This window comes from Pseudomonas costantinii (genome assembly GCF_001870435.1).
Taxonomy (GTDB): domain Bacteria; phylum Pseudomonadota; class Gammaproteobacteria; order Pseudomonadales; family Pseudomonadaceae; genus Aquipseudomonas; species Aquipseudomonas costantinii.
The window spans coordinates 659,622-674,651 of record NZ_MDDR01000034.1 but is presented as its reverse complement, the minus strand read 5'-3'; the positions used below and the strand labels follow the sequence as shown (position 1 = coordinate 674,651).

Here is a 15,030-nt window from a genome sequence, read left to right as displayed (position 1 = left end):
GATTGGTAGCCATTCATGTCTCTTGAAATCGTCATTCTCGCCGCAGGCCAGGGCACCCGCATGCGTTCGGCCCTGCCCAAGGTGCTGCACCCGGTAGCGGGAAACTCCATGCTTGGTCATGTTATCCACAGCGCCCGGCAACTTGACCCACAGCGTATTCACGTGGTGATCGGCCACGGCGCCGATGTGGTGCGTGAGCGCCTGGCCGCGGACGACTTGAATTTCGTGTTGCAAGACAAGCAACTGGGCACCGGCCACGCCACCGCACAAGCCGTGCCGTTCATCACAGCCGACACCGTGCTGATTCTCTACGGTGACGTGCCGCTGATTGAAGTGGAAACCTTGCAACGCCTGCTCAAGCACGTAGTGCCTGGCCAGATGGGCCTGCTCACCGTTGAGCTGGATGACCCTACCGGTTACGGCCGCATCGTGCGTGACGCCGACGGCAAGGTTGCGGCCATCGTCGAGCATAAAGATGCCACGCCAGCCCAACGCGCTATTACCGAAGGCAACACCGGCATTCTTGCGGTGCCGGCCGATCGCCTGGCGGATTGGATGAGCCGCTTGTCCAACAACAACGTCCAGGGCGAGTACTACCTCACCGACGTAATCGAAATGGCCGTGAGCGATGGCCTATTGGTCGCCACCGAGCAACCTCACGACCCGATGGAAGTGCAGGGCGCCAACGACCGCAAGCAGCTTGCAGAGCTGGAGCGTCACTACCAACTGCGTGAAGGCCTTCGTCTGATGGCTCAGGGCGTGACCCTGCGCGACCCGGCGCGTTTCGACGTCCGCGGTGAAGTCACCGTTGGCCGCGACGTGCTGATCGACATCAACGTAATCCTTGAAGGCCGCGTGATCATCGAAGACGGCGTGGTGATTGGTCCGAACTGCGTAATCAAGGACAGCACCTTGCGCAAAGGCGCAGTGGTCAAGGCCAACAGCCACTTGGACGGCGCAGTCATGGGCGAGGGCAGCGATGCCGGTCCGTTTGCGCGTTTGCGCCCTGGCAGCGTGTTGGGCGCCAGGGCGCATGTGGGTAATTTCGTTGAGCTGAAAAACGCGGTGATGGGTGACGATGCGAAGGCAGGTCACCTGGCATACCTCGGTGACGCAGTGATCGGCGCTCGCAGCAACATCGGCGCTGGTGCGATCACCTGCAACTACGACGGCGCGAACAAGTATCAGACGACCATTGGTGAAGACGTGTTCATCGGCTCCAACAACTCGCTGATCGCACCTGTAACCATCGGTGATGGCTCGAACACCGCAGCCGGCTCCACCATTAATCAAGATGTGGATAAGTCCCAACTGGCTGTTGCCCGCGCTCGTCAACGCAACATCGACGGCTGGAAACGCCCGGTCAAAATCAAAAAGAGCTGAGTTATCCACAGTCTCATTATCGATAAAGCTCAAATGTGGGAGCAGGCGTGCTCTCACATTTGTCCTACGTGTTTCAAAAAAATCTTGCCTCGTGCTTGACGATCTTTCTTCAATAGGTTTTGATTGCCTTCGTTATCTTTCGAAACGAAATTTATAGCTATCATGTCGAAACGAAATACACCCCAACGTCGCCACAACATCCTGACCTTGCTCAATGAGCAGGGCGAAGTCAGCGTGGACGAACTGGCCAAGCGTTTCGAAACATCGGAGGTGACCATCCGCAAGGACTTGGCCGCCCTCGAAAGTAATGGCCTGTTGCTGCGCCGCTACGGTGGCGCGATCACCATTCCCCAGGAATTGGTAGGCGACGCCGTGCAGCCCATCTCGGCCTACAAGCGCGCCATCGCCCGTGCGGCCGTCATGCGTTTGCGCGAACACGCCCGCATCATCATCGACAGCGGGAGTACCACCGCTGCCATGATTCCCGAGCTGGGCCATCAGCCTGGCCTGGTGGTGATGACCAACTCCCTGAATGTGGCCAGTGCCTTGAGCGAGTTGGAACACGAGCCTGTGTTGTTGATGACCGGCGGCACTTGGGACCCCCACTCGGACTCGTTCCAGGGCCAGGTCGCGGAGCAAGTACTGCGCTCCTACGACTTTGATCAGCTGTTTATCGGCGCCGACGGCATCGATTTGCAGCGCGGCACCACCACGTTTAATGAGTTGTTGGGCCTGAGCCGCGTGATGGCCGAGGTCGCCCGTGAAGTGGTGGTGATGGTCGAATCCGATAAAATCGGCCGCAAGATTCCCAACCTGGAACTGCCCTGGAGCAGCGTCCATACCCTTATAACCGATGATCGCCTGCCGCTTGAGGCCCGCGACCAGATCCAAGCCCGCGGCATTACGCTGATATGCGCGGCAATCATCTAGGAGAAACACCATGTGTGGAATTGTAGGCGCAGTCGCTGAACGTAACGTCACCGCTATCTTGCTCCAAGGCCTCAAGCGCCTGGAATACCGTGGCTATGACAGCGCCGGTGTGGCAGTTTTCACCAATGCAGGCAAACTGGAGCGTATGCGCCGCCCAGGCAAGGTCAGCGAACTGGAACAGGCCCTGGCCGGTGAGCCGCTGGTTGGCCGTCTCGGTATCGCTCATACCCGCTGGGCCACCCACGGTGCACCGTGCGAACGCAACGCTCACCCGCACTTCTCCGGTGATTTGGCGGTGGTGCACAACGGCATCATCGAAAACCACGAAGTGCTGCGCGAACAGCTCAAGGGCCTGGGCTACGTGTTCACCTCGGACACCGACACCGAAGTCATCGCTCACCTGCTGAACCATAAGCTCAAGGACCACAGCGACCTGACCACCGCCCTCAAGGCCACCGTCAAGGAACTGCACGGTGCCTACGGCCTGGCGGTAATCAGCGCGAGCCAACCTGATCGCGTAGTAGCTGCTCGCAGTGGCAGCCCATTGGTGATCGGTCTGGGCCTGGGCGAAAACTTTCTCGCGTCCGACCAACTGGCCCTGCGCCAGGTGACTGACCGCTTCATGTACCTGGAAGAAGGCGATATCGCCGACATCCGTCGTGAAAGCGTGGCGATCTGGGACGTTAACGGTAACTCCGTCGAGCGCGAAGCCGTGCAATACCGCGACGGTGCCGAAGCGGCCGACAAGGGCGCGTTCCGCCACTTCATGCTCAAGGAAATCCACGAGCAGCCTTCCGTGGTGCAGCGCACCCTGGAAGGTCGCCTGAGCCAGAGCCAAGTGCTGGTCAATGCGTTTGGCCCACAAGCCGCCGAGCTGTTCGCCAAGGTTCGCAATGTACAGATCGTCGCCTGCGGCACCAGCTACCACGCCGGTATGGTTGCCCGTTACTGGTTGGAAGAACTGGCCGGCATCCCGTGTCAGGTCGAAGTCGCCAGCGAGTTCCGCTACCGCAAGGTGGTGGTGCAGCCCGACACCCTGTTCGTGACCATTTCCCAGTCCGGCGAAACCGCTGACACCTTGGCCGCCCTGCGTAACGCCAAGGGCCTGGGCTTCCTCGGTAGCCTGGCGATCTGCAACGTGAGCATCAGCTCCCTGGTGCGTGAATCCGATCTGACTCTTCTCACCCAGGCCGGTCGTGAAATTGGCGTGGCGTCCACCAAAGCCTTTACCACCCAGCTTGTTGGCTTGTTGTTGCTGACCCTGTCCCTGGGCCAAGTGCGCGGCACCCTTGCCGAAGGCGTCGAAGCTACCCTGGTTGAAGAACTGCGCCGCCTGCCAACCCGCCTTGGCGAAGCCTTGGCCATGGACAGCACTGTGGAGAAGGTCGCCGAGCTGTTCGCCGACAAAAACCACACGTTGTTCCTCGGCCGTGGTGCACAGTACCCGGTGGCGATGGAAGGCTCGTTGAAGCTCAAGGAAATCTCGTACATCCACGCCGAAGCCTACCCGGCTGGCGAGCTGAAACACGGCCCATTGGCCCTGGTAGATGACGACATGCCGGTGGTTACCGTCGCGCCGAACAACGAACTGCTGGAGAAGCTCAAGTCCAACCTGCAGGAAGTACGCGCCCGTGGCGGCCAATTGATCGTGTTCGCTGACGAGAAGGCCGGCATGTCCAACGGTGAAGGCACCCACGTCATCAACATGCCGCACATCCACGACACCCTGTCACCGATTCTCTACACCATCCCGCTGCAACTGCTGTCGTACTACGTCGCCGTGCTCAAGGGCACTGACGTTGACCAGCCGCGCAACCTGGCGAAGTCGGTAACGGTGGAGTAATACGCCAAGCGCCTGGAGGCCCACTTGGTTTTTGACAATAAATTTTGACAACAGACAAAATATTCTGACAACAAACAATATATTTTGACAAAATCCCCAAGCCCCTGATTTCAGGGGCTTTTCTTTTTGAAGTCCTCCACCATATGTCTGATTTTGGAATGTGAGCTCACTGAGAGGGTAGTCTGGGAGAGGCTTCAGACTTATTCACAGTGATATTTCTTTCCTAGGACTTTTTTGTACACATCCATTTTGGGGGACATGTGGAGGCAACAGAAGGTATGGGAGGTTGGCTTGCGTGGTCGTAGCTTCAAAATGCAATCCGATATTGATCGGCATATCAAAAAGGGCTTTGGGCAAGGAAGTCAGGAGCTGTATGTGCCTTGGCTAAGGGTTCAGGACGTTCCCTCTCATGGCCGGTCGCGCAAGGTACAGGGAGTAAAGATCAACCGGCTCCATCACCTGCTTTCTGATCTTGAATATGGATACCTGCTGGTAACCGAGTTCTCTCCTGAGGTTTTGGATATACGCGAGCAATATCCGATTCTTCCGCAATTAGAAGTCCAGTCGATTGCTCATTCTCTGAATATTCGCTATCCCACATATCCAGGCACCAAGCTGCCATATGTGATGACGACCGATTTCTTGCTCACCATTCGCCAGCCTGACGGAAGCACGCGGTTGGCTGCACGGACGCTCAAATACACTGAATCACTCAAGAGCGGGAAAGGGCTGAAAGGCACGTTGGAGAAGTTTCAGATCGAGCGTGCCTACTGGAGCGATAGGGGGGTGGATTGGAACATCGTCACTGAGAAAAACGTTCCCGCCACTCTTATCCAGAATCTTGATTGGTTTCGAAAATCAGCTGTCCTCCAACGGCATCTCCAACAGCGCCCGCTTATCGAGACTTTCTTGGAGGAGCTCGGTCGAGTTCAGTCATACCAATGGCCTTTGGATCGTGTCTTACGGCACATCGCAGGGGCACTGTTTCTTCCCTACACCGACGCCAAAGCGATGTTTATGCACCTGGTCTGGAACAAATACGTCCTACTGGATCTGACAGCTGAGCGGCTTTCGATGAAAAGCACGCTGCCAGCGATCAACATCGTTTGGCCTGCCAGCAATCTAGATCACGACTTGAAGGTGGGTTGAAATGGTGGATCTATCCAAGAACGACATTCTTGAGGCGTTGACTAAACCCCATCTCTTGAAGGGAATGGTGAGGGTTCTTTGGATTGATAAGCGCAGCGATCAGATCGTATTGATTACTATCGAGCGCACACCCAAACGCCCATGGGTAATGCGCTTGTCTGAGCTGAAAAGCTGGCTGATTTCCGGTGATATCAAGATCGTCTCAATAGCTACTCCGACTTATATGATGAAGGTCGAAGAAGATCTTTCAGATAAGGAAAAAGCTTTTCGGGATAACAACTGGGCTCGTATCCAAGCCCTGGTCGACACTGATCCTCCTGACGATATTTTTCAGCCCAACGCCATGGGGCAAATGGTTAAAGCTCAAAGCCTACGACTCGAGACCCCCAAAAAGACTATCTACCGATTGCTGTACCGATATTGGATGGGAGGGCAGGTACGCAATGCTTTGCTCGCAGATCGAGTGAATGCCGGCGCCCCCGGTAAACCTCGGCAATACCGTGAGGGCCAGAAGCCTGGACGGCTTGCTCTATTCCAGGGAGTGAAAGCTTCGGTTCAATCGAAAGTGCTCACTGAGGCCGACAAAGGCTGCATCAAAATCGGCTTCGCACTGTTTGCAAAAGGTACCGTGGGAACCATCGCGGATGCTTACGTGAAAATGCTTCGGCGCTTTTATAAGGTCAAGGCAATGCACAATGATGAAAACGACGATACTCCGTTGCTTCCTGCCGGTGAGCTACCCACGGCCAAGCAGTTTGCTTACTGGGGCCACAAAGCTTTCGACGATATTGCCGTTTTGAGAGGCCGCACTGGCGAGCGCAATTGGCAGAAGGATCATCGACCTTTGACTGGTACGGTTCGAGAAGGCCTGAGAGGGCCAGGTCACCTATTTGAAATAGATGCCACTATCGCAGATGTCTATCTCGTCAGCCGTTATAACCGTAACTGGATCATCGGCCGGCCGGTCGTGTACGTCGTCATCGATACGTTTTCGGGAATGATCGTAGGGTTGTTCGTGGGGTTGGAGGGGCCAAGTTGGAACGGAGCTCGCCAAGCCCTCTATAACGCGTTCACGTCGAAGGTGGATTTCTGTGCGGCCAATGGCGTTGAAATTGAAGCTGCCGATTGGCCTTGTCATCACTTACCACACGAGGTTTTCGCTGACCGTGGTGAAATGCTTAGCGTTGCAGCCGAGGGGCTTGCGACCGGGCTACGCATTAATCTGGGCATTGCTCCTCCCTACCGCCCAGACTGGAAGGCCATCGTGGAAAGCTCATTCAAGGTTCTAAATTCCACAACGCAGATTCACTGGATTGCTGGAGCCGTGCGTAGTCGCGTTAGAGAAAGGGGGGAGCGCGATAACCGTCTCGATGCCACGCTGAATCTGGAGGAGTTTACGAAGATCGTTATTGAAGGGGTTCTTCATTACAACCGCCACAACCGTCAGCCAGATCGGCTCACTAAAGAGATGATTACCGACCAGGTCGAGCCTACCCCCTTGGACATTTGGAATTGGGCGTTGAGAAATGACCGAATTGAAGCCAATAAACAATCGGAGGAGTTGATCTATCTTCACCTTCTGCCCCGAGACAACGGCTCCGTCCAAAAGGGGGGAGTCAAGTTTAAGGGGATGTTCTATGTGTGTGATTGGGCAATTGAGCAGAACTGGTTTGCTCGTGCCCGCCACAGAGGAGTCAGCAGCATTACTTGTTGGTACGACCCTAACTGCACGGAACATATCTGGCTTCAGGGGCCAGATCGCCATTTCATACGCTGTGATCTGCGCAATTCTGAAGAGCGGTATCGGGGCGTTCGCTTCGAGGAAGTGATCGATATGCTGGCGATTGTTAAGCAAGAGTCTCCGGAGAAAAAATACTCCAAACTGGCGAGTCGAGTTGCGCTCGATGCAACAATTTCGGGCGTTGTGGCGAATGCAGCAAAAGAGAAAAAGTCGACATTGGAGCCAGGGTCGAAGGCGGAGAAGCTTGGCAACATTCGGAACAATAGGTCTCACGAGCGCATGCAGGAGCGATCTGAGTCGTATGTGCCTGAAAATCTGAGAGCTGCCAACACAAGTCAGGGGGACCTAGCAGCGAAAGAAGGCATAGGGTCTGCTGACGATTATGCCGGCAGCCGTGGCGGTGAGGTTATTGATCTGCTAAGTCGGCTTCGCCCTGGAGGTGGCAAATGACTCAGAGTGCTCAGAATTTTGCGAAGTACCTAGGTTCTCCAGTGCTGGAGTTTCAAGGAAATCCGTTGATTGAAGCGCTACCTCCAATACTCTGTGAGATCGATGCCGCTTCGAGGATTTCCTATTTCCCTCCGGTCCCCTACGAGGAGAAGCAGCTCGAGAAATCTGTTCGGCTTCATTGCATCGACCGCATTCGTTCGATTGTTCAGCCTCTCCCAATTCATCTTGAGCTCGAGTCAGCGTTTTCATCGCTGTTGCGAAGTGGGTATGTCGGGCGTAATCCTATGTCTACGAGCACGGTCAGGCATTTACACTCACTTTCAACGGGAAGAAGTTCAGAGGGATTTCGCTCAACCGCAAACACATTCAGTCTTGTTGGATTGAGTGGGATTGGAAAATCTACTGCGCTTGAATCGATTCTTCGATTGTACCCGCAAACAATCATTCACCAACGCTATGCCGGACGCTCGTTCGTGCAGACGCAGATCACATGGTTGAAATTAGACTGTCCATTTGATGGTTCACTCAGTGGCCTGTGTCGGGCATTTTTTCGCGCTGTCGATCACGCCATTGGTCAAGACCGGTATGCAAACAGCTATCGCGCGCGATATGGGTTACCTGACCTCATCCAGCGCATGGAACAAGTCGCGAGTACCTACTTTGTCGGTGCTCTTCTGATCGATGAAATTCAGCATCTACGCTCTGCTCGCACCGGTGGCAAAGACAACATGCTCAATTTCTTCGTCAATTTGATCAACTCGATTGGAATCCCGGTAGTTTTCATTGGCACCAATTCGATGATCAGTCTCTTTTCTGACGTGTTACGAAACGCCAGGCGAGGCTGCGGTCTCGGTGTTGTCGAATTTAAGAGGTTCGAGAAGGATGATCGACTATGGAGGATGATGGTCGAGTCTCTCTGGACGTACCAGTGGAGTCGTGGGGACAGCCCGCTGACAGCGGAGCTGTTCGATACCCTCTATGATTTGACCCAAGGTGTTACTGACTTTTTGGTGAAGCTGCTGATTCTAGGACAGCGCTTTGCGATTCAGAGCGGTGAGGAGTGCCTGACGCCAAGTACATTCAGACGAGTGTCTGACACGAAAATGCATATCCTCAAGCCGGCGCTTGCGGCACTGCGTAGCCGAGACCCTCGGCAGCTAAACCGCTTCGAGGACTTGCTGCCGATCGACGATCAGCTTCAAGGCATGATGACACTGGACGTGAATGATGCTCAGGATCGGTGGGCGCTGTTGCGTAGTATTACGCCGATGCCCCGGCCAGAAATCTCGCCTGAGAAGATTGAGAGCACACCAAAGGCCAAGCCAATAGGGGTGGAAAAGTCGAGACAGTTAACAAAATCTGCTGAGATGGCTCAGGCTGAGAACCCACTCGATAGGCTGAGTGAAGAAGGTTGGCTGAATACTGATGTGTTTGAGTTTTGCCCTCCGTACCGAAAGGTGTGACTTGTGAGGCTGAAATGGAACATTCATTTCATTTCTTTCCTGTGGACTACCCCGACGAAACGCTACACAGCCTTCTTTCAAGATACGTTCGTTTATCTGGGCTAGGATCCTGGTCTGCGGTATTCGACGCTGCCACAGGCGACGGAAGTTTCGCTCGCGATCTCTCACTTCCGTGCCATTTGGGAGAGCTCCTGCGGGCACTGCCCGCAGGGGTAGATCTTGATCAGAACACAATCATTGCCAGGCACACGCTACTGCCGTACTACCAACCCTTTCTGACTGAGATCCAGCTCACTGATGCTCAAACTCAAATGGTCAATCATGGAGGGAATGGGCTCAAAATTAGGCTGGGCCTCATTGCTAGTCGTTTGGAGAACACATCGAGAACTCGGTTCTGCCCAATTTGTGTGCGTAAAGACCTCACGCAATACGGCACGGCGTATTGGCACCGTGTGCACCAATTGCCAGGGATCTGGATTTGCCCACACGACGAGAGCCCTTTGTTGGTCGTTGACCACCATTGGTTAGCCAGATGCCCCAGAAAACTCCATTTACCGTTAGATGAGGAAGTTCAAAGGCACTCGTTTCCCTTGCAGTTCGATAGTCGCCAGCGGCGTATCATGCTCTCTCTTGCCCAGAGCTCACTGCGGTTGCTTCAAGCCAATGCACCACCTCAATCCCCAACCTGGCTTCGAGAGCATTTTTTGAAGGGGGCAATTGAGTGTGGGTTGGCTTCAACCTCAGGTCGGCTAGACCTTTCGCAAGTTTCACACTATCTCGGGAAGTACTTCGAAACTATCCCCGCGAGTGGCGAGTTCCTCATACTCAGAAGCGTCGTAGACGGACAGCCAGCGACTTGGATCACCAAGCTTCTACGCAAGCCGAGAGGAACGCATCACCCTCTCAAATATTTGTTGTTGGCGAATGCTCTGCGATTCGAGCTATCTAGCGTTCTAACCGATGAACAGCGCATATGTCCCTTTCCACGGCGATCCACTCAATCGTTCTCTGACGAGTTGGATTCGTGTGTGCCAGGCGGCCCTTACTTGGCAGAAAGCGTGGTAGCCCTAAAGAAAGGTGAACAAGAGATCTGGGATAAGGCCGTATCGGGTGTTGGAGCCCGAGAAATAGCACGCTCACTCGGCGTTTCAGCTGTGACGGTCTATCGGGCCATTCGATCCATTTCAGGTGGGCCGGAGCAGTGGAAAAAAATGAAATTGATAAGGGAGCGAGCAGAGCGACGTGAGCGTTTTTCCCGCCAGTATCTGAAAATTTTTGCTCATGAATGTCAAGATTACAGCTGGCTGTACCGAAACGATCGGGAATGGCTAAAGGCTTATTTGGACAAAAACGATGCGCACGCAAGGCATCAACCTGCCGACCCATTTAAGGAGATAGATTCGCTTCTTGCGGAGAAAATATTTCAGTGCGCCCATTCAATTGCAGCATTACCCTGCCGGCCGGTACATATCTGCAAAACTCGAATCGGCCGAGAGCTTGATGTCCTTGCTCGATTTGAGAAGCAGCTGAATCGACTCCCGCTTTGTGCTGATGCCCTCAATGCCGTGTGTGAGAGCTCACAAGTGTTCCGGTACCGCCGCTTGGTGTGGGCGATTGAAAAACTTGTCGAACGCGGTAAACCCATTACTCGCTCTGCAATTTACAGGGCTGCCTGCATCAGGCCTTTAGACGACTCAGGCAGACATTCTCTAAGGTAGTGGGCCAAATCAAGCATATGCGCTCATCAAAAAAAGAGTTAGAGCTATAGTTAAAACGTAGTTCGACAGGTTTGTTAGGTATAATAATATTGTATCGTAATTATCTAGGAGGTATGGAGAGATATGCTGCTGTCTGCTGGTCAGTAACGGTTTTGTTGATATATGATTAGTGTGTGAGTTCTAACAAATAACGAAATCAGTGATTTAGACTACTACGCATGCCACCGAAAATACTTTTCTTCCCAGTGTCGATGCCTGATGAAACGCTGCAATCTCGAATCGCTCGGTATCATTTGTTGTCAGGGAATAAAACTGAAGCAGAGACGTTTAGCGACATTTTTGGATCGTCACCATTCTCGCTGCAAATTATTCCAAAAAAAATCGAAGATTTAGCAGAGCGTCTTCCAGGGGGTAAAGAAGAAAATCTACTGGAGTTACTAAATACCAATACTATTTTTCCCGTGTATAAACCTTTTAATGGTTTGTTGAAAGATAAAAGTGCTGGCGCGGTAAGTGTAATTGATGAGATTACTAGAGTTCCTCGTCGAGAGGTCAGCCTGCATAGTATGGCAAAAATATGCATTTCGTGCGTTTCTGCTGATCTTCTAGATTCTGGATTTTCGTACTGGCACCGAGCTCATCATATTCCTGGTGTGACAGCATGCTGGAAGCATGGCGAGATGCTTTTACAGGCCTGCCCAGACTGCTCACACCCATTCTACCGAAAGAATAAACTATTACCCTGTCTTACAAGTGGTTGCATATGTGGATGGTCGCCGTTTAAGGCAGAACCAAGTCAGTTGGCGACAGAGGTAGAAAAAAATCTGGCGGTTTTTGCGAAAGACCTTCTTCATCAAGACGTTCCTGCGTTAAGTAGTCATGTCCTAATTGGAAGCTATCGGAGGCGTGCAAGAAGCATGGGCTTCCGTCGCGGTACAACCATGGCAACGACAGAGCTGTTCAATGGCATCGTTTCCCATTTTAGCCCTGAAGTGCTTTCAAAGATCGATAGGGCCTTTGCTGCTGGTAAACACCACCAATGGATAAGGACTAGCACTATCGGCGGAGTGTTAGACATGCCAATAGGCAGGCAGCTTATAATTTCCAACTACCTGTTCAACGATGTACAGAGCTTTGTCCGCAGCATCTCGGAAGAATTACTACTTTCTAATGTCAAAGAGAAGGTGGTGCAAAAAAGTCCAAAAAATTCAGTGGGCGCTAAAAAAGATGTATGTCGTCAAAAGATAATTCAACTTTTCGACTTGAAGCCAAATTTAACCATTGACTATCTTTGGCTGAAGGCCTATCAAGCTACACTCTGGCTCTACGCTAATGATAAGTCGTGGCTGGACGCAAAGCTAAGTTCAACAAGTGTCAACGTTGTGAAAGCTAATGCGGTGGCTGATGACCGTGACCAAGAATTCGCGGAAATTATTCAGCGCGGAGTGATTAGACTCTACTGTATTAGTAAGAGTCAGGTTAGAGTAAATATCGGAAATATGCTGTCTCTGCTTCCTAAAAAAATAGTTCCAAATCTTCGTGAGCGAAAGCTGGCCTTCCCTCTTGTAACAGCTCAGTTGGAAAAAAATCTCGAATCGCTTTGGCATTTTCGCCTCAGGCGAGTGGTCTGGGCAATTTCTGAAATGCACCGCCTTAAACGAGCTCCCAACATAACTAGCTTGAACTTGCTATCCACGGTTCCTAATCAAGCATGGACTGCATTGGTGGAGCATTTCGAGTGGGACTTGGAAAAGTTCATGAGCCACGGTGTAGAACCGGAGTCACTTTTAGCCAAAACAGGGGTTTCATGGCAATGGGACGGGCCTCCCGGCAAAAGTGCTGCAATGGGAGGCCGCTCCTACGTGCCAATTCGGAAGGAAATTTTGTGAAGTGGTGTTAGGAATAAGCGATAGAGCTGTGCGCCACAATCTCTCTTCTCCCCCCGTGCGGTACGGGGGAGAGGTTCTGCGCATCAAAGACGAAACTTGCTCGAGTTGGCCAGCATCGATCAGCTCACACCCGATAAAAGAATGCTTACGAGAGCTATTTGGAGAATTTCTTCGCCCCCGCTACATACAGGATGACGGCGAGGCGATGACCGGCAGAAATCGGCCGATTGCTGCCTGTCGCGAAGGGCTGTAAGCGGTTGGACCTTAGCGTGGTAGAGCTGAAGGCATGAGCTGGTCAGGCAGGGGAGGGGCGGATTTTTCCGGTTCCTCCCTGAGAGCCGCCTCCTACAAGGGGCATCGGCTCATGAACTCACCCTACTACCTGTCTAAGAGCGCCTTGGTGGCCAGTATTGGCAGATCGTCAAGCTAAATCACTTGGCTCATGGAGAACTGCTGGCTGATTGTTACGCCGAAGGGAAGAGTGGGGGCGCCCGCCATCACCACCACCGACAACGACTTCAGCACGACGTCTCCTAGGATTTGCCAACCAAGTCTGAGAAGACTTACATGGCTGCGCGGCCGCCCGTAGATTCCGCTAGACAATAATCCGAAATACCTGCTGAGGATCGAAGGTAGTCTCTCGGCTTATCGGCAGCGCGCCTGTCCGCCAACTAATTCTAAAGTCCGCCGAGCGATAATCATTCACATATCTTCACTACATATCTCTATCTTGTTGGCAGGCGTGAACTATATCGTAGGCTTTATATGTCAGTGTTCGGGTAAGGGCGTAATTCATATAGTCAATGATGTAGCTGGCAGCGTTAGTTCGGATATCCAGTAATCTATATTGCTACCCATCTTGATTGGCGATTATACGAAGAGAGTTTAAGAAATTGCGCTAGGCAAAATTTCAGTGGGTTTGTAAGTGGTACCGACATTATCAGTTCGAGAAATTTCTTGGGCGCAAATAAGTATCGTCTTGTAGATGGTCGCCGTGGCTAACATTAGTCTATGTTGGCAGCTTTAAACTGCGCCACCTGTTAAAACTAAGATACCACCAAGGAATTGATCCTCAATGAAAGCATTCAAACTGCTCCTGTTGACGTCGGCAATGTGCGCTCTTGCTAATACCGCTCTCGCAGCTGACGGCACCATAAACTTCACCGGCGAAATCATTGCTGCATCTTGCGTCGCATCGTCTGGCGCTGGCACCTCTGTTGGTGGTGGCGCTGGTAGTCAGACTGTTGATGTGAACTTGGGCAAAGTGAGTATGGACTCTCTCGGTGGTTCCGCTGGCGGGGGCATCGCCGCAGGTAAATCGATCAACCTGAACTTGGACTGCGGTAACACTGCGGCCGGTCTTACTACTGTCACAGTGGGATTTGACCCAATGGCTGGCTCGGGCATCGATCAGAAGAACAACAGCCTGCTGAAGACTGTGGGCACCGCCACTGGCGTGGGCATCGGTATGTACGACGCCAACAGCCAACTGATTAACCTGTCTGCGAACGAAGGTATCAGCGCTGCACTGGTGAAGACTGGCGAGGATGAAGCTACCAAATACACAGCCGCTCTGAACCTGCGCGCCGCTTACGTGGCCAACGGTGACACGCTGGGCGTGGGTACTGCCAACGGCACTCTGCCTTTCACTCTGACTTACGAGTAACTCTTCACGGCGGGGCGCAATGCTCCGCCTTTTGTGAGATCACGAATGAACGCCACTTTAATTTTTCGCTTTTTTCTGTTGATGGCGATGGCTGCCTGCTCCGGTATTTGCGTAGCGGGCATTCAGGTCGGCGGTACCCGAATTATTTTTCCCTCCACCGACCGAGAAGCCTCTATTCAGGTCCGCAATGAAGGTGTCGACGACACCATGATCCAATCCTGGATCGAGGCGGCGCCCAACCAGGCCGAAAATGATGTTCCTTTTGCCATCACCCCATCCCTGGCACGCCTGAGCCACAAAAAACAGCAAATGTTACGCATTTTTTACCAAGGTAAGGGTTTGCCCGAAGATCGAGAATCGGTGTTCTGGTTAAGTATTCAGGAGATACCGCAGCTCACTGATATGGATAACAGCCTTCAAGTAGCATTTCGCCAGCGTCTCAAGTTGTTCTATCGGCCGGCTAAACTTTCGGGCACTCCGGATGAGGCTGCGAAAAATCTAAATTGGCGTTTGGTGAGTAACGCCGGTGAGTCCATGTTGTTGGCCACTAATCCTGCGGAATTTTACGTTTCTCTCGGACGGGCGACAGTTTTAATCGCCGGCAAAGAGTACTCAGTTGAAACCCAGATGGTCGGCCCGATGAACTCTATGAGGATGAAAGTGAAAGGTCTTCCTCAGCACTTTAGTGGCAGTGCAGAAGTTAGGTGGGAATCCATTAACGATTATGGCGCCTTGGTCGAACATCAAGCGGTAGTTCAGCTGTAACGCTCGATTCGCTCACCTTCCAATTATCAATGA

Annotated in this window: 10 protein-coding genes and 1 pseudogene; all 11 read left to right on the top strand. The window is 52.8% G+C overall.

The window, feature by feature from the left end; genetic code table 11:
• Window positions 1–15: 15 nt before the first annotated feature.
• The 11 genes and pseudogenes from glmU to BFL40_RS18480 all read left to right on the top strand — a co-directional run bounded on the left by glmU (window position 16) and on the right by BFL40_RS18480 (window position 14,997).
• Window positions 16–1,383 carry a bifunctional UDP-N-acetylglucosamine diphosphorylase/glucosamine-1-phosphate N-acetyltransferase GlmU gene (gene glmU / locus BFL40_RS18525; protein WP_071485329.1) on the top strand — a complete coding sequence of 456 codons (1,368 nt, stop codon included), beginning with the start codon at window positions 16–18 and terminating at the stop codon, window positions 1,381–1,383.
• 159 nt (window positions 1,384–1,542) lie between these two features.
• A complete protein-coding gene (locus BFL40_RS18520) occupies window positions 1,543–2,313 on the top strand; it encodes a DeoR/GlpR family DNA-binding transcription regulator (RefSeq protein ID WP_174555603.1) in 771 nt (256 codons plus the stop codon).
• Between the two features lie 10 nt (window positions 2,314–2,323).
• Complete coding sequence (gene glmS, locus BFL40_RS18515; protein WP_071485327.1) at window positions 2,324–4,156, top strand: glutamine--fructose-6-phosphate transaminase (isomerizing); 1,833 nt, start codon at window positions 2,324–2,326, stop codon at window positions 4,154–4,156.
• A 291-nt stretch (window positions 4,157–4,447) separates the two neighbouring features.
• Complete coding sequence (locus BFL40_RS18510) at window positions 4,448–5,305, top strand: TnsA endonuclease N-terminal domain-containing protein (protein WP_071485361.1); 858 nt, start codon at window positions 4,448–4,450, stop codon at window positions 5,303–5,305.
• A 1-nt stretch (window position 5,306) separates the two neighbouring features.
• Window positions 5,307–7,496: a TnsB C-terminal domain-containing protein gene (locus BFL40_RS18505; protein WP_083374575.1), complete on the top strand. Its 2,190-nt coding sequence runs from the start codon at window positions 5,307–5,309 to the stop codon at window positions 7,494–7,496.
• Window positions 7,493–8,959, top strand: a complete 1,467-nt coding sequence (locus tag BFL40_RS18500; protein WP_071485326.1) for an ATP-binding protein — start codon at window positions 7,493–7,495, stop codon at window positions 8,957–8,959. The genes BFL40_RS18505 and BFL40_RS18500 overlap by 4 nt, the downstream gene beginning before the upstream one ends.
• 14 nt (window positions 8,960–8,973) lie before the next feature.
• Window positions 8,974–9,918 (top strand): annotated as a pseudogene (locus BFL40_RS34465) (TniQ family protein); the annotation flags it as partial.
• A gap of 87 nt (window positions 9,919–10,005) precedes the next feature.
• Complete coding sequence (locus BFL40_RS34355; RefSeq protein WP_235864703.1) at window positions 10,006–10,677, top strand: TnsD family Tn7-like transposition protein; 672 nt, start codon at window positions 10,006–10,008, stop codon at window positions 10,675–10,677.
• A 218-nt stretch (window positions 10,678–10,895) separates the two neighbouring features.
• Window positions 10,896–12,566 carry a TnsD family Tn7-like transposition protein gene (locus BFL40_RS33140; protein ID WP_074851649.1) on the top strand — a complete coding sequence of 557 codons (1,671 nt, stop codon included), beginning with the start codon at window positions 10,896–10,898 and terminating at the stop codon, window positions 12,564–12,566.
• A 1,075-nt stretch (window positions 12,567–13,641) separates the two neighbouring features.
• The gene (locus tag BFL40_RS18485) at window positions 13,642–14,232 is read left to right on the top strand and encodes a fimbrial protein (RefSeq protein ID WP_071485324.1); all 591 of its coding nucleotides are present in this window, start codon (window positions 13,642–13,644) and stop codon (window positions 14,230–14,232) included.
• 45 nt (window positions 14,233–14,277) lie between these two features.
• Window positions 14,278–14,997 carry a fimbrial biogenesis chaperone gene (locus BFL40_RS18480; RefSeq protein ID WP_071485323.1) on the top strand — a complete coding sequence of 240 codons (720 nt, stop codon included), beginning with the start codon at window positions 14,278–14,280 and terminating at the stop codon, window positions 14,995–14,997.
• Window positions 14,998–15,030: the final 33 nt, after the last annotated feature.

Coding starts and splice junctions, on each gene's coding strand:
- glmU (WP_071485329.1), top strand. CDS start 16: ATGTCTCTTGAAATCGTCATTCTCGCCGCAGGCCAGGGCACCCGCATG.
- glmS (WP_071485327.1), top strand. CDS start 2,324: ATGTGTGGAATTGTAGGCGCAGTCGCTGAACGTAACGTCACCGCTATC.
- BFL40_RS18505 (WP_083374575.1), top strand. CDS start 5,307: ATGGTGGATCTATCCAAGAACGACATTCTTGAGGCGTTGACTAAACCC.
- BFL40_RS18500 (WP_071485326.1), top strand. CDS start 7,493: ATGACTCAGAGTGCTCAGAATTTTGCGAAGTACCTAGGTTCTCCAGTG.
- BFL40_RS33140 (WP_074851649.1), top strand. CDS start 10,896: ATGCCACCGAAAATACTTTTCTTCCCAGTGTCGATGCCTGATGAAACG.
- BFL40_RS18485 (WP_071485324.1), top strand. CDS start 13,642: ATGAAAGCATTCAAACTGCTCCTGTTGACGTCGGCAATGTGCGCTCTT.
- BFL40_RS18480 (WP_071485323.1), top strand. CDS start 14,278: ATGAACGCCACTTTAATTTTTCGCTTTTTTCTGTTGATGGCGATGGCT.